This is a genomic window from Vibrio tapetis subsp. quintayensis (assembly GCF_030409945.1).
In the GTDB taxonomy this organism is placed as follows: Bacteria; Pseudomonadota; Gammaproteobacteria; order Enterobacterales; family Vibrionaceae; genus Vibrio; species Vibrio quintayensis.
Map to the genome: position 1 here is coordinate 1 of NZ_JAUFQV010000012.1, position 16,793 is coordinate 16,793.

15 protein-coding genes are annotated in these 16,793 nt (G+C 44.1%); 9 read left to right on the top strand and 6 right to left on the bottom strand.

Annotation, left to right across the window (positions count from 1 at the left end; translation table 11 throughout):
• Positions 1-252: 252 nt before the first annotated feature.
• From QWZ04_RS04900 to QWZ04_RS04910, 3 genes are all read right to left on the bottom strand, one after another.
• Positions 253-1,227: a hypothetical protein gene (locus QWZ04_RS04900; RefSeq protein ID WP_290325536.1), complete on the bottom strand. Its 975-nt coding sequence runs from the start codon at positions 1,225-1,227 to the stop codon at positions 253-255.
• Positions 1,228-1,876: 649 nt separating this feature from the next.
• Complete coding sequence (locus QWZ04_RS04905; protein WP_290325539.1) at positions 1,877-3,187, bottom strand: DUF1501 domain-containing protein; 1,311 nt, start codon at positions 3,185-3,187, stop codon at positions 1,877-1,879.
• Positions 3,184-4,905 carry a DUF1800 domain-containing protein gene (locus QWZ04_RS04910; RefSeq protein ID WP_290325541.1) on the bottom strand — a complete coding sequence of 574 codons (1,722 nt, stop codon included), beginning with the start codon at positions 4,903-4,905 and terminating at the stop codon, positions 3,184-3,186. The genes QWZ04_RS04905 and QWZ04_RS04910 overlap by 4 nt, the downstream gene beginning before the upstream one ends.
• A 260-nt stretch (positions 4,906-5,165) precedes the next feature.
• On the opposite strand from QWZ04_RS04910, the gene glgC reads away from it, so the two are divergent.
• The 8 genes from glgC to QWZ04_RS04950 all read left to right on the top strand — a co-directional run bounded on the left by glgC (position 5,166) and on the right by QWZ04_RS04950 (position 11,832).
• The gene (glgC, locus tag QWZ04_RS04915) at positions 5,166-6,383 is read left to right on the top strand and encodes a glucose-1-phosphate adenylyltransferase (protein ID WP_290325542.1); all 1,218 of its coding nucleotides are present in this window, start codon (positions 5,166-5,168) and stop codon (positions 6,381-6,383) included.
• A 211-nt stretch (positions 6,384-6,594) separates the two neighbouring features.
• Positions 6,595-7,167 carry a hypothetical protein gene (locus QWZ04_RS04920; protein WP_290325545.1) on the top strand — a complete coding sequence of 191 codons (573 nt, stop codon included), beginning with the start codon at positions 6,595-6,597 and terminating at the stop codon, positions 7,165-7,167.
• A gap of 20 nt (positions 7,168-7,187) precedes the next feature.
• Complete coding sequence (locus tag QWZ04_RS04925) at positions 7,188-8,075, top strand: sterol desaturase family protein (protein ID WP_290325547.1); 888 nt, start codon at positions 7,188-7,190, stop codon at positions 8,073-8,075.
• 6 nt (positions 8,076-8,081) lie between these two features.
• Positions 8,082-8,756 carry a response regulator transcription factor gene (locus QWZ04_RS04930; protein ID WP_290325549.1) on the top strand — a complete coding sequence of 225 codons (675 nt, stop codon included), beginning with the start codon at positions 8,082-8,084 and terminating at the stop codon, positions 8,754-8,756.
• On the top strand, positions 8,757-10,094 hold the full coding sequence (locus QWZ04_RS04935) for a sensor histidine kinase (RefSeq protein ID WP_290325551.1): 1,338 nt from the start codon (positions 8,757-8,759) through the stop codon (positions 10,092-10,094). It abuts the gene before it with no gap.
• Between the two features lie 80 nt (positions 10,095-10,174).
• Positions 10,175-10,327 carry a hypothetical protein gene (locus QWZ04_RS04940; RefSeq protein WP_172443102.1) on the top strand — a complete coding sequence of 51 codons (153 nt, stop codon included), beginning with the start codon at positions 10,175-10,177 and terminating at the stop codon, positions 10,325-10,327.
• A gap of 4 nt (positions 10,328-10,331) precedes the next feature.
• Positions 10,332-10,607: a hypothetical protein gene (locus tag QWZ04_RS04945; RefSeq protein WP_290325555.1), complete on the top strand. Its 276-nt coding sequence runs from the start codon at positions 10,332-10,334 to the stop codon at positions 10,605-10,607.
• Positions 10,608-10,620: 13 nt separating this feature from the next.
• Positions 10,621-11,832 (top strand): B12-binding domain-containing radical SAM protein, encoded by a 1,212-nt coding sequence (locus QWZ04_RS04950; RefSeq protein WP_290325558.1) that lies wholly within the window; start codon positions 10,621-10,623, stop codon positions 11,830-11,832.
• Between the two features lie 111 nt (positions 11,833-11,943).
• Here the strand turns inward: QWZ04_RS04950 and QWZ04_RS04955 are convergent, their stop codons facing one another.
• Positions 11,944-13,035 (bottom strand): threonine aldolase family protein, encoded by a 1,092-nt coding sequence (locus QWZ04_RS04955; protein WP_290325560.1) that lies wholly within the window; start codon positions 13,033-13,035, stop codon positions 11,944-11,946.
• A gap of 515 nt (positions 13,036-13,550) precedes the next feature.
• Between QWZ04_RS04955 and QWZ04_RS04960 the strand changes: the two genes are divergently transcribed.
• Positions 13,551-14,456, top strand: coding sequence for a LysR substrate-binding domain-containing protein (locus tag QWZ04_RS04960; RefSeq protein ID WP_290325562.1), 906 nt, complete (start codon positions 13,551-13,553; stop codon positions 14,454-14,456).
• 30 nt (positions 14,457-14,486) lie between these two features.
• On the opposite strand, the gene QWZ04_RS04965 is transcribed toward QWZ04_RS04960, so the two are convergent.
• Complete coding sequence (locus QWZ04_RS04965; RefSeq protein WP_290325565.1) at positions 14,487-15,068, bottom strand: flavodoxin family protein; 582 nt, start codon at positions 15,066-15,068, stop codon at positions 14,487-14,489.
• A gap of 142 nt (positions 15,069-15,210) precedes the next feature.
• Positions 15,211-16,662: a catalase KatE2 gene (gene katE2, locus QWZ04_RS04970; protein ID WP_290325567.1), complete on the bottom strand. Its 1,452-nt coding sequence runs from the start codon at positions 16,660-16,662 to the stop codon at positions 15,211-15,213.
• Positions 16,663-16,793 lie beyond the last annotated feature (131 nt).

Here is a 16,793-nt window from a genome sequence, read left to right on the forward strand (position 1 = left end):
TTGCAATGACAAAGTCGCTTGGTAATTAAGGTACGACAGAATCGCTCGGTGATCACAGGCGAGTTACGCACTCGCTGAGAAGTCTCTGGACATAAAAGAGTCAGCACTCTTGCTAAATTAGCAGTTGTCAATTTACCTCGGATATATCAAAGTTGCTTGCCTTGAGAAAAACCTCAATGCAGTGTGTCCTTCAAATCTATTTAATAAGGTGGCTTCGGGCGTATTTACATTCGGGATTCAACACCTTAATACTTAGCCCAGTTGAGGCTTAGTATTGAACTTACTGAATACCATTTTTGAAGTCTGAGCAACTGTTCTTTGATTGTAAGCAGATAAAAGTTCTTCATTGTCGACTTCGAGTCTTAAGTTTATTTTTTGAGGCATTGATTTAAACATTTCAATAATCCGCTCGTTATTATGCAGTGGATGCTCCGAGAGAGCAGTTGTCACATCGGTAAAAGCAAAAGCTATATGTGATTTATAGTCCAAATTGAACTCATAATTAATGCAACTTTCCGACGAGTCAAACTTGTTAAACCCTCTATCAGATAATAGAACTGGTTGGCCTCTAGAATATGTGCACACAAATACTTGTATATGATGAATAGGATTTTCATAGAAACTCTTCACTACAGACTCAAGTAAATTAACTCCTTCGTTATCTCGGACATATAGCAGTAAATACAGAATTTTCAACCATGTTAAATACTCGCTTTCTGCGATTTCATAACGTTCACATACAGCCCCCATATGTGGTTTAACTTCAGTATCGATCTTTGAATAGATTTCTTTCAGTTCAACATCGGTAGGGTAATAGTTTGAAAACTGGCTGAAAATTTGAAGGGTTTCTTTTATAGTGAACGGATTTCGTAATGTATTTAAAAATTTCAGCACAAAAATACGTTGAACCTCTTCAGCGATATCAGAGGAACCATTTTCTACTTTTGAAATCAGACTGGTAACCCAACTCTCAATCTCCGATTCATAGCGTCCAAATTCAGATTCAAAGTTAAGACGCGCTTTATCCTCCAAAATACTGAAGCTGTACAGATCAAGAGCGGATAAAGTCGACTCAATCTTCAACAGTTTAGGAAGTCCCAACTTGTCATCGCCATCTACTTCAAAACCATATATCTTTTGCTTCTTTTTTCCCGCAGAGGGATTCATAGCATTCAACCGCTGCTCTGCCTGCGATAAATAGTGTTGATTCTTAGTATAATTCTTCATATTTCCTCTGGTTTACAATAGCTAGTTAATAGGTGTAAGTCCTTGATTAAACATGGTTCCCCCCCCTCTTACCATGCTTTCTGTAGGTGGCACTAGCACCTTTATTAAAATAATCAGTCAGATAATGCGCATACTGCCAATAATACTGAAAGTAGGCCACAACTTGTAGAAAGAATGAATTATTCGTTTTTTTTTCTCTTTTTAATAGCGAATGGGACGAGTCTGTTTTTTAGCTAATTCATAAGATTATCTATAGCAAAAATAGGTCAAAACAAATATTAAAGAATGGGTTCTCAGATAATGGCTAACTCATCTCGGGGCAAAAATGAGTTATAAATTACTTCAAATCAGTGAATGTACCCACTTCGTATTACTTGACTGGCTCATGATCACAAGGAACCCCCTAATTTCTCTTGGCTCCCACTTAGGAAAGCCATCAACTGAAATTGACTGCAATGGTTTCGAACCGCTGTTGAAATTGCGCTGAATTACAATGCAACAAACACTGGAGGAGGGGGAGATTTAAAAGCGAATGAACCTTACGCATTTTATAGTATCAGATCTCCATACTATTTGGTGTGTGTCTGTTTAAAGCCAAAAGAAAAGTCTTGTAAGTAAGTTCGCGGTTCTGATGAACATTTAGTCTCAATTATTTTAAGAACCCTAAATCTTGAACCGAGAAATTAGCTAAGTTTGGAAAGATATAATTCATTGCACTTCCACTCTTTACTCCCATCCATTTTGCGACTGTCGCACCTATTTGCTCTACGGAAGTCGTCGGAATCATTCGCCCTTTATTAAAATCATTGTCGCCATCAAGGATTAACGATGGCCACTGTCCATATAACTGCCCACTGTTTAACGCACCGCCCATTATTAGGTGATTACTTGCCCAGCCATGATCAGTTCCGGTGCCATTGCTCGCTAAGCGTCTACCAAAGTCAGACATGGTCATGGTTGTAACGTTATCACCCAGGCCTGATGCTTCCATTGACTGATTGAACGCCGCAAGCGACTGACTCAACGCGCTCATTAATTCCGCATGCTTATCCAATTGATTGGCGTGTGTATCAAAACCGCCTAAGCCGACAAAATAAACTTGCCTTTGGTGGCCTAACTGATCGCTCGACTTAATCAATCGCGCGACTGTATGTAGCTGATGACTTAAAGATATATCAGGAAAATGACCTTCTTCCGGGATAGAATCAATTGCCGTTGCAAGTGTATCTCGTATGGAAATTGAATCACTCTTTACACGATCGAACTCTCGTCCAAACGCGGCCAAAGGGGATAAGTTTATCACCTGATCAAAGCTCTTTCGGCGCTGAGTGTTGTTGATGGCATTCATTTTAGGGAGTGATGATGCATTAATAAGATTAGCAGTATAGTCGCTACCATTTAGTAACTGGGCATATCCATTGAGGCTAAACGTTGGGCTAATGGCGTTAGCATCGCTACTCAGTACATCCATTAATCGCCCGGCCCAACCTAACGTTGTGCTACTGCCAGACCAACCGCGTTGCCATTCAGTTTGTTGTGAATTGTGAGAGAACAAGAATGGCGGCATCGCGTGCGTTCCATCCTGTAACCCTGCCTTCGTTGAAGGTTCAATTAATACACCGCTGTTTGCAATAGCGACCATTTTGCCGCTATTAAAAAGACTTTGAACTTCCACCATTGATGGGTGTAAACCCAATGTCAGATCTGCCCCTGAATTCAACGATAAAGGCAGTAATGACGCTTGGGGGATAGCGATGTCTGGACGCGCCGTAGCGTATTCATCATAGCGTGCATTATTGTTGGGTATCAACATGTTAAAGCCATCATTCCCGCCAAACAAAAACACACAAACCAGCGCTTTATAATCGTTATTTGGCAGGGCATGTGCAGAGCCGGTGCCCATCACTGATACCACCGGTGTTGAGGCCATAGCCGCTAATAGTTGACGACGTGAAATCATTGGGTCAATTCCTCAATATGAAACTCTTGGCTTGTTACGACAATATAAATTGCATTGCGGACCTTTAAACTTTGCTGAGTATCTCGATGACTTTCTAATGACTCCAATACGATCGCTCTCAGAGGATTACTCATCCTTTGAGAAAGCAAGCGTCTCTCAATTTCAATGATCAATGCGTCGTGATCATTGGCGATCGCTTCTAAAGGCGCTGTATTGATGACAATGCGATTTGGATTATCTTCTCCCTCGTAATTCGTTCTACTCGTTGCAGCCCAAAGCTGATTGTTGGTGAGAATGAAATTATTCCAGCTCAGTATCTCAAACTCGGGCGCAACATCATTTACGGCAGCTATCTCTCCATTTGGGGCGTAATCTGGAGAGAAAAAATTGAACACACTTGGCGAACCAAGTGGAGATTGCCCATAGGATCGAAACGTGTCGATGGAGTTATGAAAGCGGCCCGAAGGATCGGCGGATTTAGCCTCAAATGCGCGGAAAAAATTGGTCATCGCTATTAAAGGTTCTTTCATCTTAACAGGCGAACGATCACCGCCACTAAGTGCCTCGCTGTCTGTTAGAATTCCGCGGATTACTGCTTTAAGATCCCCTCTTACTCCTTCACCATTATCGGCGAATAGTGCACTAGTTCGGGAAACATAAGCTGGAGAAGGGTTCGACGTCACCAATCTTTGTATCAGGTGTTTACTGATCAGCGGAGCGGTATTCGGGTGATTAAGCAACATATCCATTGCCTGGGCCATATCTTGCTCGGCAGTTTGCCCTTGTGCAAATACTTTTCCCATCACCACCTTTTCTTTATCATCATGACGCTCAGGGTAAGCGACCATTGGCAAGAACCAATTCCCATCTTTAGAACCCCACGATGGTTTAGTTTTCTCAGCGATATGCCAACCGGTAAAGACACGAGCAAGGTTTTCTATGTCATCTTGCGAGTAAGTTGGGATCCGTTGATTTTGAGCATCGAGTTTCGCCGTACCATCGGAGTTTAATTCATAAAGCCCGATGCTAAACAACTGCATGACTTCACGTGCATAGTTTTCATCAGGGTAGCGATTATTCTTTGGGTCAGCCTTTTGATTAGCCATCATTGACAAGTAATCACCCATTGCGGCATGAAGCGTCACTGATTCAATTAGATCACGATAATTGCCAAAAGCATGGGTGATGAGCATGTCGTAGTAGTCGGTCATCTCTAGTGGGCGTCCTCCCAAGCTCGCGCCATACCGTGAAATCACGAAAATTTCACTCAATGCAAACGCGACACGCTGTCGTAATTGATCCGGCGCATTTAGGCTGACATCCCACCAAACGGCCACGCGATCCGCTTGGTTGTAGCTGTCTCTGCCTTCTGCCAGTGGGTACGTTTTCAGGCGTGTTGAGTGCAAACTTGGTGCGATAGAAAACTGTTTATCTAGCCAAGCGACGTAGCCTAAGCTTGCCAATTCTTGATAAGAGTCCGGCTTCGGACCAAATGTGGACCGATAGAGAAGGTCATAACGCTGAGCTTGTGTCAGGGAAGCTGGCTCAGGAATATCACCCTGTTCTGAACCACTATCATCTCCTCCGCCACATGCCATGAGCAGTGAGAGGCTAGCGAAGCAGATACTCAATTTGTAGCCATAACGCTTTAATATAGAAAACAACTCAGCAACCTTATACAGCAGGTGATTTTTCCGCACACTAACGAATATCATCATTTACAGCAATCTAACCCGATATAAATTGTGCGACGGGTTCATATTTGACAATGAGTCATCAGTATAACTCACGAAAATGCACTGTTTTGGTGCCCTGATGTAGGCATATGCTCCCAAATTTAGTGCAGGAATTAATTTAATTTGACTAAAAGATATAAAAATCAATGCATTACAAAATGGTCTAATTCTTGATACAGGTATAAGTAGCTACAGGTTTGAGTACCCCCTTAAACATATAATCAAAATCAAGGATGATGACCATGCAAGATGCACTCACGATAATACTTGCTGGAGGTATGGGTTCCCGCCTATCTCCGCTTACCGATAATCGAGCGAAGCCAGCCGTACCATTTGGCGGGAAGTACCGTATCCTTGATTTTACTTTGTCTAACTGCCTCCACTCGGGTTTGAGGCGTGTACTGGTGCTTACTCAGTATAAGTCCCATTCGCTACAAAAACATCTTAGGGATGGCTGGTCTATCTTCAATCCTGAGCTTGGCGAATACATTACCGCTGTGCCACCACAAATGCGTAAAGGTGAAAATTGGTATGAAGGCACGGCAGATGCTATCTACCAAAACTTATGGTTACTTGACCGAAGTGAAGCCGAATATGTCGTTGTGTTGTCCGGCGATCATATCTACCGGATGGACTATGAGCCGATGCTGGCTCAGCATAAAAAAACAGGGGCGGATCTCACCATCGCTTGTATGGAAGTGCCGATTCAAGAAGCGAGCGCTTTTGGCTGCGTTGGCATCGATAGCGAGCGAAAAATCGTAGCGTTCGAAGAAAAGCCAGAAAACCCGCCGGCAACACCGAACGACGAAACCCAAAGCTTAGCGTCAATGGGGATCTACATATTCTCGATGGACACGCTGGTTGAAAGTTTGGAACTCGATGCGAGTAATGACTTGTCTAGCCATGATTTCGGCAAAGACATCATTCCAAAGCTCATCGATAAACAGTCTGTCTACGCGTACCAATTTGGCGACACACAAGGCCGTGTTAGCCGGGATACCTATTGGCGAGATGTAGGGACTATCGATTCATTTTATCAAGCAAACATGGATCTGCTCGAACCTGTTCCGCCCATTGATCTTTATCAGCCAAATTGGCCAGTAAGAACCTATGAGCACCAATATCCACCTGCACGAACCGTGTCTTCAGATACCGGAAATGAGGGGATTTTTATTAACTCGATCATTGCTAATGGAGTCGTCAACTCCGGAGGGTCGGTTCACCATTCCATTCTATCTGCAAATGTGAGAATTAATGACGGGGTAACCATCGCCGATTCAATTCTATTTGACGGCGTTCAGGTAGGGGAGAACACCCAGCTTCAAAACTGCATCGTGGATAAACACGTGGTGATCCCACCCAATACGAGAATTGGCTTCAACCCAATGGTAGATGCACAGCGTTTTCATATTTCTGAAAGTGGGGTTGTGGTTATCCCTGAAAGCTACCATTTCGATTGATTTCAAAGGCCTTAAACGGTCAGTGAAATGAATGTTAAGTATGAACAATTCCGTTCAGCGGCTTGTAAGGCCTGAATTCGATGCACTATCGAAGTCAGGCCTTTTATTTGGTCTGAATTCGCTCTCCCACCATATTGATAACCTTTTAGTTACCCTTCTACTCTTACACTTCTCCTGATAACGACAATAATTAAGTGACATAGGAGAAGAGATGAAACTATTTACATCGCTACTAACCACCATGATCATCGCAGGCGCTATTTGGGGAGCGGTATTGATGCAACCCGTAATGGCCGAAAATTCATCAGATACAGAGGTGTCAAAAAATGCAGAGAAAACGTCGGCTAAACTTCAGGTTACGAAACAGGCACAGAATAAAAGCAAAACGTATATCCGCAGCGTCGTAAGCCAATCCATCTCTTTAGATGCGGTGGCAGGGCTTTGGCTAGAGTTTGAAGATAAGATCATTCAACAAAAAGACTTGCCTGACACTCTTGACCGCTTGATCGTTATCTATCAGAGCATCAATAAAGACTTTAGTCACGCAACGGTGACCATTGGTTTCCCTGTCGAGGCGAGCATTCAGAAAGATGGCTATATTGAACTTATCTCCAGCGAACAGGGGCAGCCGTTATTGGCTCGTGGCAAGCATGGTAAGGCAGAAATAGCCAGCGCATGGGAGGGCATTAATTTTCGAAAACCCGTGGAAGCGATAATAGAAACGCATTACCTCAACGCATTAGGGCAAGAAGAATCTAGCCAGCTAGTGGTTCACTATAAGTAATGATGCATAGGAGGTAAATTATGGATTTTATGTCTCAAACGCTATCTGAAATGTCTATCATCTTCACTGAAGCATGGGTAGATGAGTATTTTATGTTGGTAGCGGCGGCGATATTTTTGATTGAGCTAATTCGCTATGCGTTTAAGAAGCAGCTGAATTGGAACCTCATCGGCGACAGCCTTACAAACTTGGTCACGCTGTGCTTTTTGCTGGTCACGCTTTTTTTAGTTGGTCTGATGTATGTTGGGGTATTTACCTACTCCTATGAACATTTTAGCTTAACTCAGCTACCAATAACGGGCTGGACAGTACTCGGCTGCTTGATCTTAGCTGACCTCGCTTACTATTGGGAGCACCGGTTTCTTCACAGTAACGGCCTAGCGTGGGGGACCCACTCCGTTCACCACAGTTCGCCTTACTTTAACATCTCGGTCGCTTATCGTTTTGGCCCACTTGATTGGTTTTTCCCGTTCTTCTTTCACTTGCCTTTGATCTTGATGGGCTTTAACCCATTTGTTGTTTTGATGTGCGAGACATTGGTTCAACTGTACCAAACCCTATTGCATACCGAGATGGTAAAGAAGTTTCCACGGCCGATTGAGGCGGTGTTTAATACCCCGTCACATCACAGAGTGCATCATGCCACCAATAAGCGATATTTGGATAAGAACTACGCTGGCATACTGATCATTTGGGATAGGATGTTTGGCACCTTTGTGCGAGAAGACGAAAAGGTAAAATATGGTGTTTACCCACGGATTAATTCGGTCAATCCATTTAAAGTGTATTTCGATGGTTACGTGAAACTAGGGCAACAAATTTGGCATGCACCAAACTGGGCTTATCGACTGCGATTACTCGTTAAGCCTCCGATTTGGGCGTGGCAACAAAAACAGAAAAGGAAATAGCAACGAATGAGCATTAGCGTCCTACTTATCGAAGACGACAAAGATCTTGCGGAGGCCATCAGTGATTATATGGAGCTGGATGGCTTCGAATTTGACTTTGCTTACAACGGGCTCGCTGGCCGCGACCTAGCGTTGAGCAATCACTATGACATCATCTTGACCGATCTTAATATGCCGAAGATGGATGGCATTGATGTTTGTCAGTCGTTGCGAGATAAAGGGGTCACTACGCCTATCCTCATGCTGACTGCCAGAGATACCCTAAATGACAAGTTAACGGGTTTTGCGGCGGGTTCGGACGATTACTTGGTCAAACCGTTTGCGATGGAGGAGCTCAAAGTTCGCCTATTAGCCTTATCAAGGCGAGCGAAAGGCGTCGTGACGCGTTTGAGTATCGGCGACTTGACGCTAGATTTGGATAGGCACCAAGCCATGCGATCAGGGCAGTCACTCAAAATGCCGCCTGTATGTTGGAAAATGCTGGTGTGCCTAATGCAAAACAGCCCGAACGTTGTGAGTAAAACAAAGTTAGAAGATGAAGTGTGGGGTGACGCACTTCCTAGTGCTGATAGCTTAAAGGTCCACCTATTCAAGTTACGACAAGCGGTTGATGCCTCTTTTGACACTAAGCTCATTCACACCGTTCACGGAGTCGGCATTGTCATCAGAGAGGGGCAATAAATGAAGCGGGTTAGCATTAAGCGAGATATTTATATTTACCTGTTTGGCTTACTGCTTGGTCTGACGGCTGTTTATGCCTTAATGATTAATCAGAGTTATGAAGTAGGGCTTAATGAATCGGCCAAATACAGTTTTTTATATGAGATAAAGCTGGCCGAAAAGCACTACCTTGCCAATGGAGAACTCAAACCCTCTCATAGTGAGTCTTTCCAAGTGTTTGACGACTTAAAGAAAGTGCCGCAGGTTTATCTTACGCAATTTGATTGGAGTAGCTTTGAGCCAGGTGTGATCTACGATCAGTACGTTGCGGGCAAAGATGGGAGGTTCGGCAAGTATTATTACGCTGCCTATCAGTACGTTGCGAGTAAGCAAGGGTATCTGTACGTTGTCTCGCAATATGATGAGGCTCTGTATTACGAGTTATTTGAACAAAGCCCACCAGAATCCATCAGCCAAGCCAATTCTGCATTTTTGATGATTGGGTTGGTACTTCTACTTATCTTTACTCTCATTCGGTTGCTGATCCATCGACTGACCAAACCCATTCTTCAACTGTCAAAATGGTCTCAAACACTGGATCTTAATGAGGCGAACAAGTTGCAAAATTTTCGCTACACCGAGGTGCAACAACTTGCGAGCCAGCTGGTGGATAGCGTTCAGTCTCAACAACAATCCATTGAACGAGAAGAGTTTTTTCTACGCGCTGCGAGTCATGAATTAAGAACCCCAGTTTCGATCATCTCGGCCAGTAGTGAGATGCTCACTAGGCTATCGGATGCGATACCTAAGAGTGGCTTACGGGCTGTTAAAAGGATTAACCGCTCCGTAGTGACCATGCAAAACTTGATAACCTCCTTGCTTTGGATGAGCCGCAACCAACAGCTGAATGTTGAGATGAGTGACGTTGATATCAAGGAGGTTGTGGAAGAAGCGCTGGGTCAACATCGTTATCTGTCCGATGAAAAAGATCTTAATGTCGAGTTAATCGCTGAGGGAGAGAGTCTTTCAAACCCAATGCCTGCTGTGTTGGTTGAAATTATCATTACTAATTTGGTTCGTAATACGCTTCAACATGCTTCCCAAGGTGACGTTGAGATACGTGTTTCGCCACATAGCATAAGTATATCCAATGCGTTAGATGAATCCGGCCAAGATGGTTTAGATCAAGCTGCGTTAGGTCCGGATGCTATCGGCCAAAGTCGTTCTGAGGTTTCATTTGGTATCGGGTTAATTCTTATTGAACGTTTGTGCCAGCATCAGAATTGGCAATTTTCGCATCAATCTGAGCAAAACCAGTATTTTGCCAAGGTAGATTTTCTCACTCAATCTTCGCTTTAAATTCCTCGTAAACAAGGGTAACCAAAAGTTAACCATTGCCAATTTACAATGACTCCAAGTTAACAAAGAGGAGTCATTACATGGGCACTTGGATTCTAGAAACGTTACTTTGGAGTGTTGTCACCGTTGCTGTTTGCATCGCAATCTGGGGATTTTCGCTCGCCAATATTCTTATCGCACTGGGCGCTTCTGTCGCTATTTCTCTGCTACTTGGCAACAGTTGGAGAAGTTAGGGCTATGGACAAGCGCTACAACCCTCTCAAGTGGAAAACGCTGCTTGCCCTATTTCTGGCCTTTGTCGCTCTTAAATTCAATTGGTTTTTTATTTGGGGTGTTTTCTGCTGGTTCTGGGGCTGGGAGAATTTACGCAGTAAAGAAGCCTTTTTTGTGGAGCGAGTAGAGCGAAGCAAGAATCCCATTTTGTTCACTGTCATTATCATTAGCTGGTTTTTGATGGGGGCTTTGTATTTCTACGTGGACCATAGAATCTACGATTTTTTCTATTCTTTATAGTTAGGTGAAAGCAATGAAGATCTATTTAATTAAAGCATCCGCAGGTAGTGATTACTCTAAATACAAAGCCTCTACTGGTGGACCGCCACAAAATATATTTGCAGCGGCAGCCGCAACACCCAAATGGTATACGCTTGATATGGTTGACGAAACCATTGGCCATCAAGCTAACTTGAAGAGCGATGCTGACGTCATGGTGATTTTTATGTCGACCCCAGACGCGTACCGAGCCTATGAACTGGCATCAGCTTACAAGAAGCAAGGCAAAGCCGTGATATTGGGAGGCCTGCATACTCACTTCAACCCGAAAGAAGCCGCGCTGCATGCCGATAGTATTATCATTGGGGAAGTTGAAAACTACTGGGTGCAGCTGCTTGGGGATGCAGAGCTCGGTTCGTTAAAGCCAAAATACGAAAGTTCAGAGCCGGTGGATTTAAGCGTACTTAATCCATATCCAACAGACATCATTGAACCATCGGTTTACGATTATGTTTGGTCGGTGGTGGTGACAAGAGGTTGCCCGTTTAAGTGTAATTTTTGTTTGGTACCAAGGTTCTTTAATAAGTTTCAGCAACGGCCCATTGCTCATATCGTTAGCGAGTTAGAGCATTTAAAGACACTGGGTGTAGAGTGGGTAGAGCTGCATTCTGACAACCTCACTCATGAGCGAGAGTATGCGATTGCACTGTTTAAAGCGATCGAGCCGCTTAACATGAGCTTTTATGGTGAAACGACCGTTTTGATTGCCCGTGATAAAGAGTTACTGCAAGTGGCGGCCAAGGCTGGGTTTAAAGCTGTCCTTTTAGGCATAGAAACTCCATCAGTGGAAGCATTGAAGGCGCAGAAGAAAGGGTTTGTAAAACCATCTAAAATGAAGGAACACATTGCTGAAATAAAGCGCCATGGCATAGAAGTGTGGGGAGACTTTTTATTCGGTTTTGATGAGCATGACGCGTCAATATTTGAGCAAACCCAAGAGTTTGTTAAAGAGATTAAGGTAGATAAGGTGATCCCGCATTATATGATCCCTTTCCCTGGGTCAGAGACGTTTAATCAACTTGAGCAAGAGGGGCGTATTCTGACGACCGACTGGTCAAAATACGATGGCAGCCACCCTGTGTACCAGCCTAAAAATATGACGGTGAATGAGCTCGAAGACGGGATAGCTTGGATTTGGAGCAAAAACGCCAGTTTGAAAGAGCGAATAGCGGCGTGGCTTGGCTAAAAGGCCTTGATTGGTTGTACTCAGAAGCATGATGATTCAAGGGGGCGCATTCTAAATGTTTGCTCCCCACCTATTGGCTTGGGTTGAATATTGGGACTCGTTTTTTTGAAACTAAACCTGGCTGAGACGGACAGATTTTCTGTTTAACCAATCCAAGAGTTCTATCAAACGTGTATCGTCGAGATTAAGCAGGGTATCGCCAACATACCATTCAATGAGCGATTGATTCGGGTTCCCGGTTACTTGAGGGTTACCCAGCCAAATTTTCTGTTCTTGTGCGAGTTCGTCACGAATTTGAATGGCTGTTTCGTAATCGAATGGCAAAATAAGGTGCAGCATATTGGCTTGCGGCTGTACTGGATTCAAACTGAACCGTGGGTACTGAGCAATTAAAGAATATAGCTGTTTTGTGCGTTCGAAAAGGCTCGGCATTTGCTCCAAGCGTTGGTCAAATTGCATTGCTGCGGAGACGATATATGGCGTTCTATGATAGACATTGCCTCCTTGTCGCTTCATCCATTTACTCGCCAATTCAATAAAAGATTTATCGCCTAGTAAAAGTGAGCCGCCAAGGCCACCTAGCCCTTTATAAAGGGACACATAAGCAGTATCAAAACCCGCCGCAATCTCATCATACGTCTTGTTATAAAATGCCGCCGTTTCCCAAAGCCTAGCCCCATCCATATGCAGATGTATGTTGTTTTGATTACAGTGAGACTTTATTTCTTGGAGTTCTTGCCAGCTCAATAGTTGGCCGCCAATTTCTCGCATAGGCAGTTCATATAACACAGCAGACAGTTCATCAGGGGTCGATATTAGGTCATTCACCTTCCATGGACGATACCGATTACCCAAAGTAGAAACATGAAAACGTTGCTGCAGTTGGTAGTTCTGACTTTCGTGACGAATGATATGGCTAGTTTCATGCATTCCGACAAGTTTGTTGCCTTTGTTTCTGCAGACTAGGTCAAGGACTGTGACTTGAGTGAGTGTCCCTGTCATGACAAACAAACCGGCTTCGTAACCCAAGAGTTTCGCTACTTTATTCTCAAAACTCTGGATGAGTTCGCCTTCACCGTAGACATCGTGTTGAACCTTGTTTTTACTACACCATTCCGCCATCGCCGTGAATAGGTCCGATGGTGTTGGTGCGTGGTGGCCAGAAAGAATTAAGTTACATTGTTCTCGTAGGTTGTCGGTCATTTACGGCTCCTTCGGTATTCATTGATGTTCAAATTGGCAGGATAATCTAAAAGTCAGAATCTGCAGTGATAGCGATTGTTAATGGACTGTACTGAAAAGCTTAGTATTTTGACGTGGGTTAATTTTCTACAGTGTCACTATAGATCAAATCGCCCATTGGCTGTCAATTATTGATTTTCCATTTAAATCGCTCACGTAATGTGGGGGTAACTATAATTTCAAATTATAGGTGTTTGGTGTGTTCTCGGTTGCTTACGTGCTCAATCTCTATTCCCAAATCTTTTTGCATGTGTTTACTTAGCGACTCGTCTAAGTATTTTAGGTTTGGTGTGGTTTTATTTGTTTTATTCTTATTAAACAAATCTTTAATGAAAGTTAGTGTGGCTATTTTTCTAAATTTCAATGCATATTCCATCATTTAACCTTTCGTTTTCCTTTTTCATTTGTCATTATTATGAAAAGACGATGGTTAATAAGCCAACAACGATTACTAACATCAAGTATAAGTAGAGGTTATGGATAATCGATTACGACATCTACCAAGCTTACGGTACTTTGAAGCGGCCGCGCGGTTAAGCAGCTACAGCAAAGCGGCAGAAGAGCTTTTTGTCAGCCAAGCAGCAGTGAGTCAACAAATAAGACAACTTGAAGAGCAATTGGCATGCAAATTGTTTATTCGTAAAGGACGAGAAATGGCCTTGACTCATAAAGGGCAAACACTGCTCACTCATGTGTCTCGTGGCTTTAGCACCATTTTAAGTGGCTTAAATCAAATAAAATCCGAACCTTTGGAGGGCGTGTTGGTTGTTGGAAGCCCACCGTCATTTGCTTCACGTTGGCTCTTACCTAGGTTATGGAAATTCACAGTGAGGCATCCTGAGATTCCAATCAAAGTGATCACCAGGTGCGATGTGCCCAATTTAAAACGTGGGGAGATTGATATCGCGATAGTACAAGGAGAGGATCTGTGCTTAGAAGATGGGCTGACTCATGAGGTGCTGATCAATGAGCCTGTTTATCCTTACTGCTCACCAAACCTTGCTGAGTCCATTAAATTCAGTAGCCCGAAAGATTTATTAAAATGCTGGCTCATTTACTTTGATAGTGGTTGTTTCCCTTGGGAGTCGTGGTTTCATCAAGCGAATGTTTCCATGGAAGCGAGCTCAATTCAATGGGTGGAAGTCGGCACGTTTGATATGGGGCTAAATACGGTGATGGCGGGGCATGGTGTGTGCTTAGCCACCGACAGTTTGGCTGGAGACCTCATTGATAGGGGACTTCTCGTTAAACCATTTGATATCGGTCTGACACCCGGAGTGCAGGTTAACTTGTGCCTTGACCCGAGCTCTCCAAGAAGAGACCGGATTCAAGCCTTTAGTCAATGGCTGCACGAAGAAGTTTCGGCGGACAGTGACCTATAACAGGCATGCGTAAGTGCCTGTTATAGGTGTTTAACTATTATTATGAGCGCAGTGGCCGAGCTGAGCGACAAGTTTAGCCACGCGTTTGCCTAGATATTCCGCGGTCGCTAAGTCTTGAACGTGAACTTTTCCGCCAAATCCTTGTGAAACCACACCAACTTGTGTGCCGAGACGATTGATCCCCTGTTCGCCTGAGCCTGTAATTTTATCCAAACCTAACCAAATCATACCGTGTTGGTTAGCTAATGTTTGCATGTATTGAAGTGTGCTTGACTGATCTCCGTTGAGTGCGCCGCCACTAGTAAAGCCTGCTGCTACTTTATCAGCCCATGCTTGCTCGCACCATGAGTCGCTACTGGCGTCAGCAAACGCTTTGAATTGCGCCGCCACACTGCCCATATAAGTCGGAGAACCAAAAATGATGGCATCGCACTTTGTGAGTTCGCTCATTAGGTTTGAATTGATGAATCGACCCTCAATAATTTCGTGGCCTTGAATTCGATGTGACAAAATATCGAATTGTCCTTGTTTTTCAATGCCAGCCGCAATCGCGCTCGCGATCTGGCCTGTGATGTCTGTTTGGGTAAAGTATATAATGGCGATCTTAGACAAAATATCTTCCTTTCAATGGGTTGTAATGAGCGTTACAACCTAGGATAAAACCTCAACATAGGTTTAGGTCAAGAGGTGATTTGAAAAGAAACCAAAAAAATGGCGGCCGTGTCGGTCGCCATTTGTTATTTAAAGCCAAGGATTAAGAGCGGTACTCACTCACATCAATATTGAGCAGTTTGCCAATGCCTTCTCCGTAGGCTGGGTCTGCTTTGTAGCAGTGCCTTAGGTGACGAAGCTGAATTTCTTTTGGTACGCCATTTAGGTTTCTGGCGGTGTTGTCAAACAAGATGGCTTGTTTTTCTGCGGTCATCAAGCGGAACAAATTGCCCGGCTGGGTGAAGTAATCGTCGTCTTCACGGTGATCCCAGTGCGCGGCAGCGCCGTCTAAACTTAAAGGCGGCTCAGAGAAGTCTGGTTGCTCTGCCCATTCACCTTGATCGTTTGGCTCGTAGCCTAAGGTTCCACCATGATTGCCGTCTACTCGCATTGCGCCGTCACGATGGTAGCTGTGAACAGGGCATCGCGGTGCATTCACAGGAATACTATGATGGTTAACACCTAAGCGATAACGCTGTGCGTCACCATATGAGAATAAGCGACCTTGTAACATCTTATCTGGCGAGAAGCTGATCCCCGGAACCACACTAGCCGGGTTAAAGGCCGACTGCTCCACCTCAGCAAAGAAATTCTCAGGGTTGCGGTTAAGCTCAAGTTCACCCACTTCAATTAATGGGTAATCCTCGTGCGGCCAGATTTTAGTCAGATCAAACGGGTTGTATGAGACTTTTGAAGCGTCATCTTCAGGCATCACCTGAATTTGCATGGTCCACTTAGGGAAGTCTTGGTTATCAATGCTTTCTAGAAGATCACGATGATGGCTTTCACGATCTTTGCCTATTAACGTTTCGGCTTCTGCATCTGAAAGGTTTCGAATGCCTTGCTGAGATTTGAAATGAAATTTGACCCAAAAGCGTTCGTTATCGCTGTTGATTAAACTAAACGTGTGGCTGCCAAACCCATGCATATGGCGGTAAGTCGCAGGGATGCCTCGATCGCTCATGACGATGGTGATTTGGTGCAGAGCTTCTGGAAGTGAAGTCCAAAAATCCCAGTTGTTCTTGGCGCTACGCATATTGGTGCGAGGGTCGCGCTTAACCGCATGGTTCAAGTCAGGGAATTTTAGCGGGTCTCGTAAAAAGAACACAGGCGTGTTGTTGCCGACTAAGTCCCAGTTGCCTTCTTCTGTATAAAATTTCATCGCAAAGCCGCGAATATCGCGTTCAGCATCCGCCGCTCCTCGTTCACCTGCTACGGTGGTAAAGCGAGTAAATAGATCGGTTTTCTTGCCAATTTCTGAGAAGATTTTTGCTTTGGTGTATTGGGTTATGTCATGAGTGACGGTGAATGTGCCATACGCTCCAGACCCTTTTGCGTGCATACGGCGCTCTGGGATCACTTCTCTATCAAAATGGGCAAGTTTTTCAAGAAACCAAACATCTTGTAGTAATTGGGGGCCTCTTTTTCCTGCCGTTTGTACATTTTGGTTATGGGCAACAGGGCAGCCTGCTGCGGTGGTTAATTTCTTACTCATACTCAATCCTTAGTGTAGGGGGCATTGTTGTACCTTTGGACAAGTTAGTCAGACTTCATCTTGCAGGCACGAAACCCAGTGTTTAATTATTGCTCTATTATTACGTGGTTTGTTCAACAGAGAACAAGGTG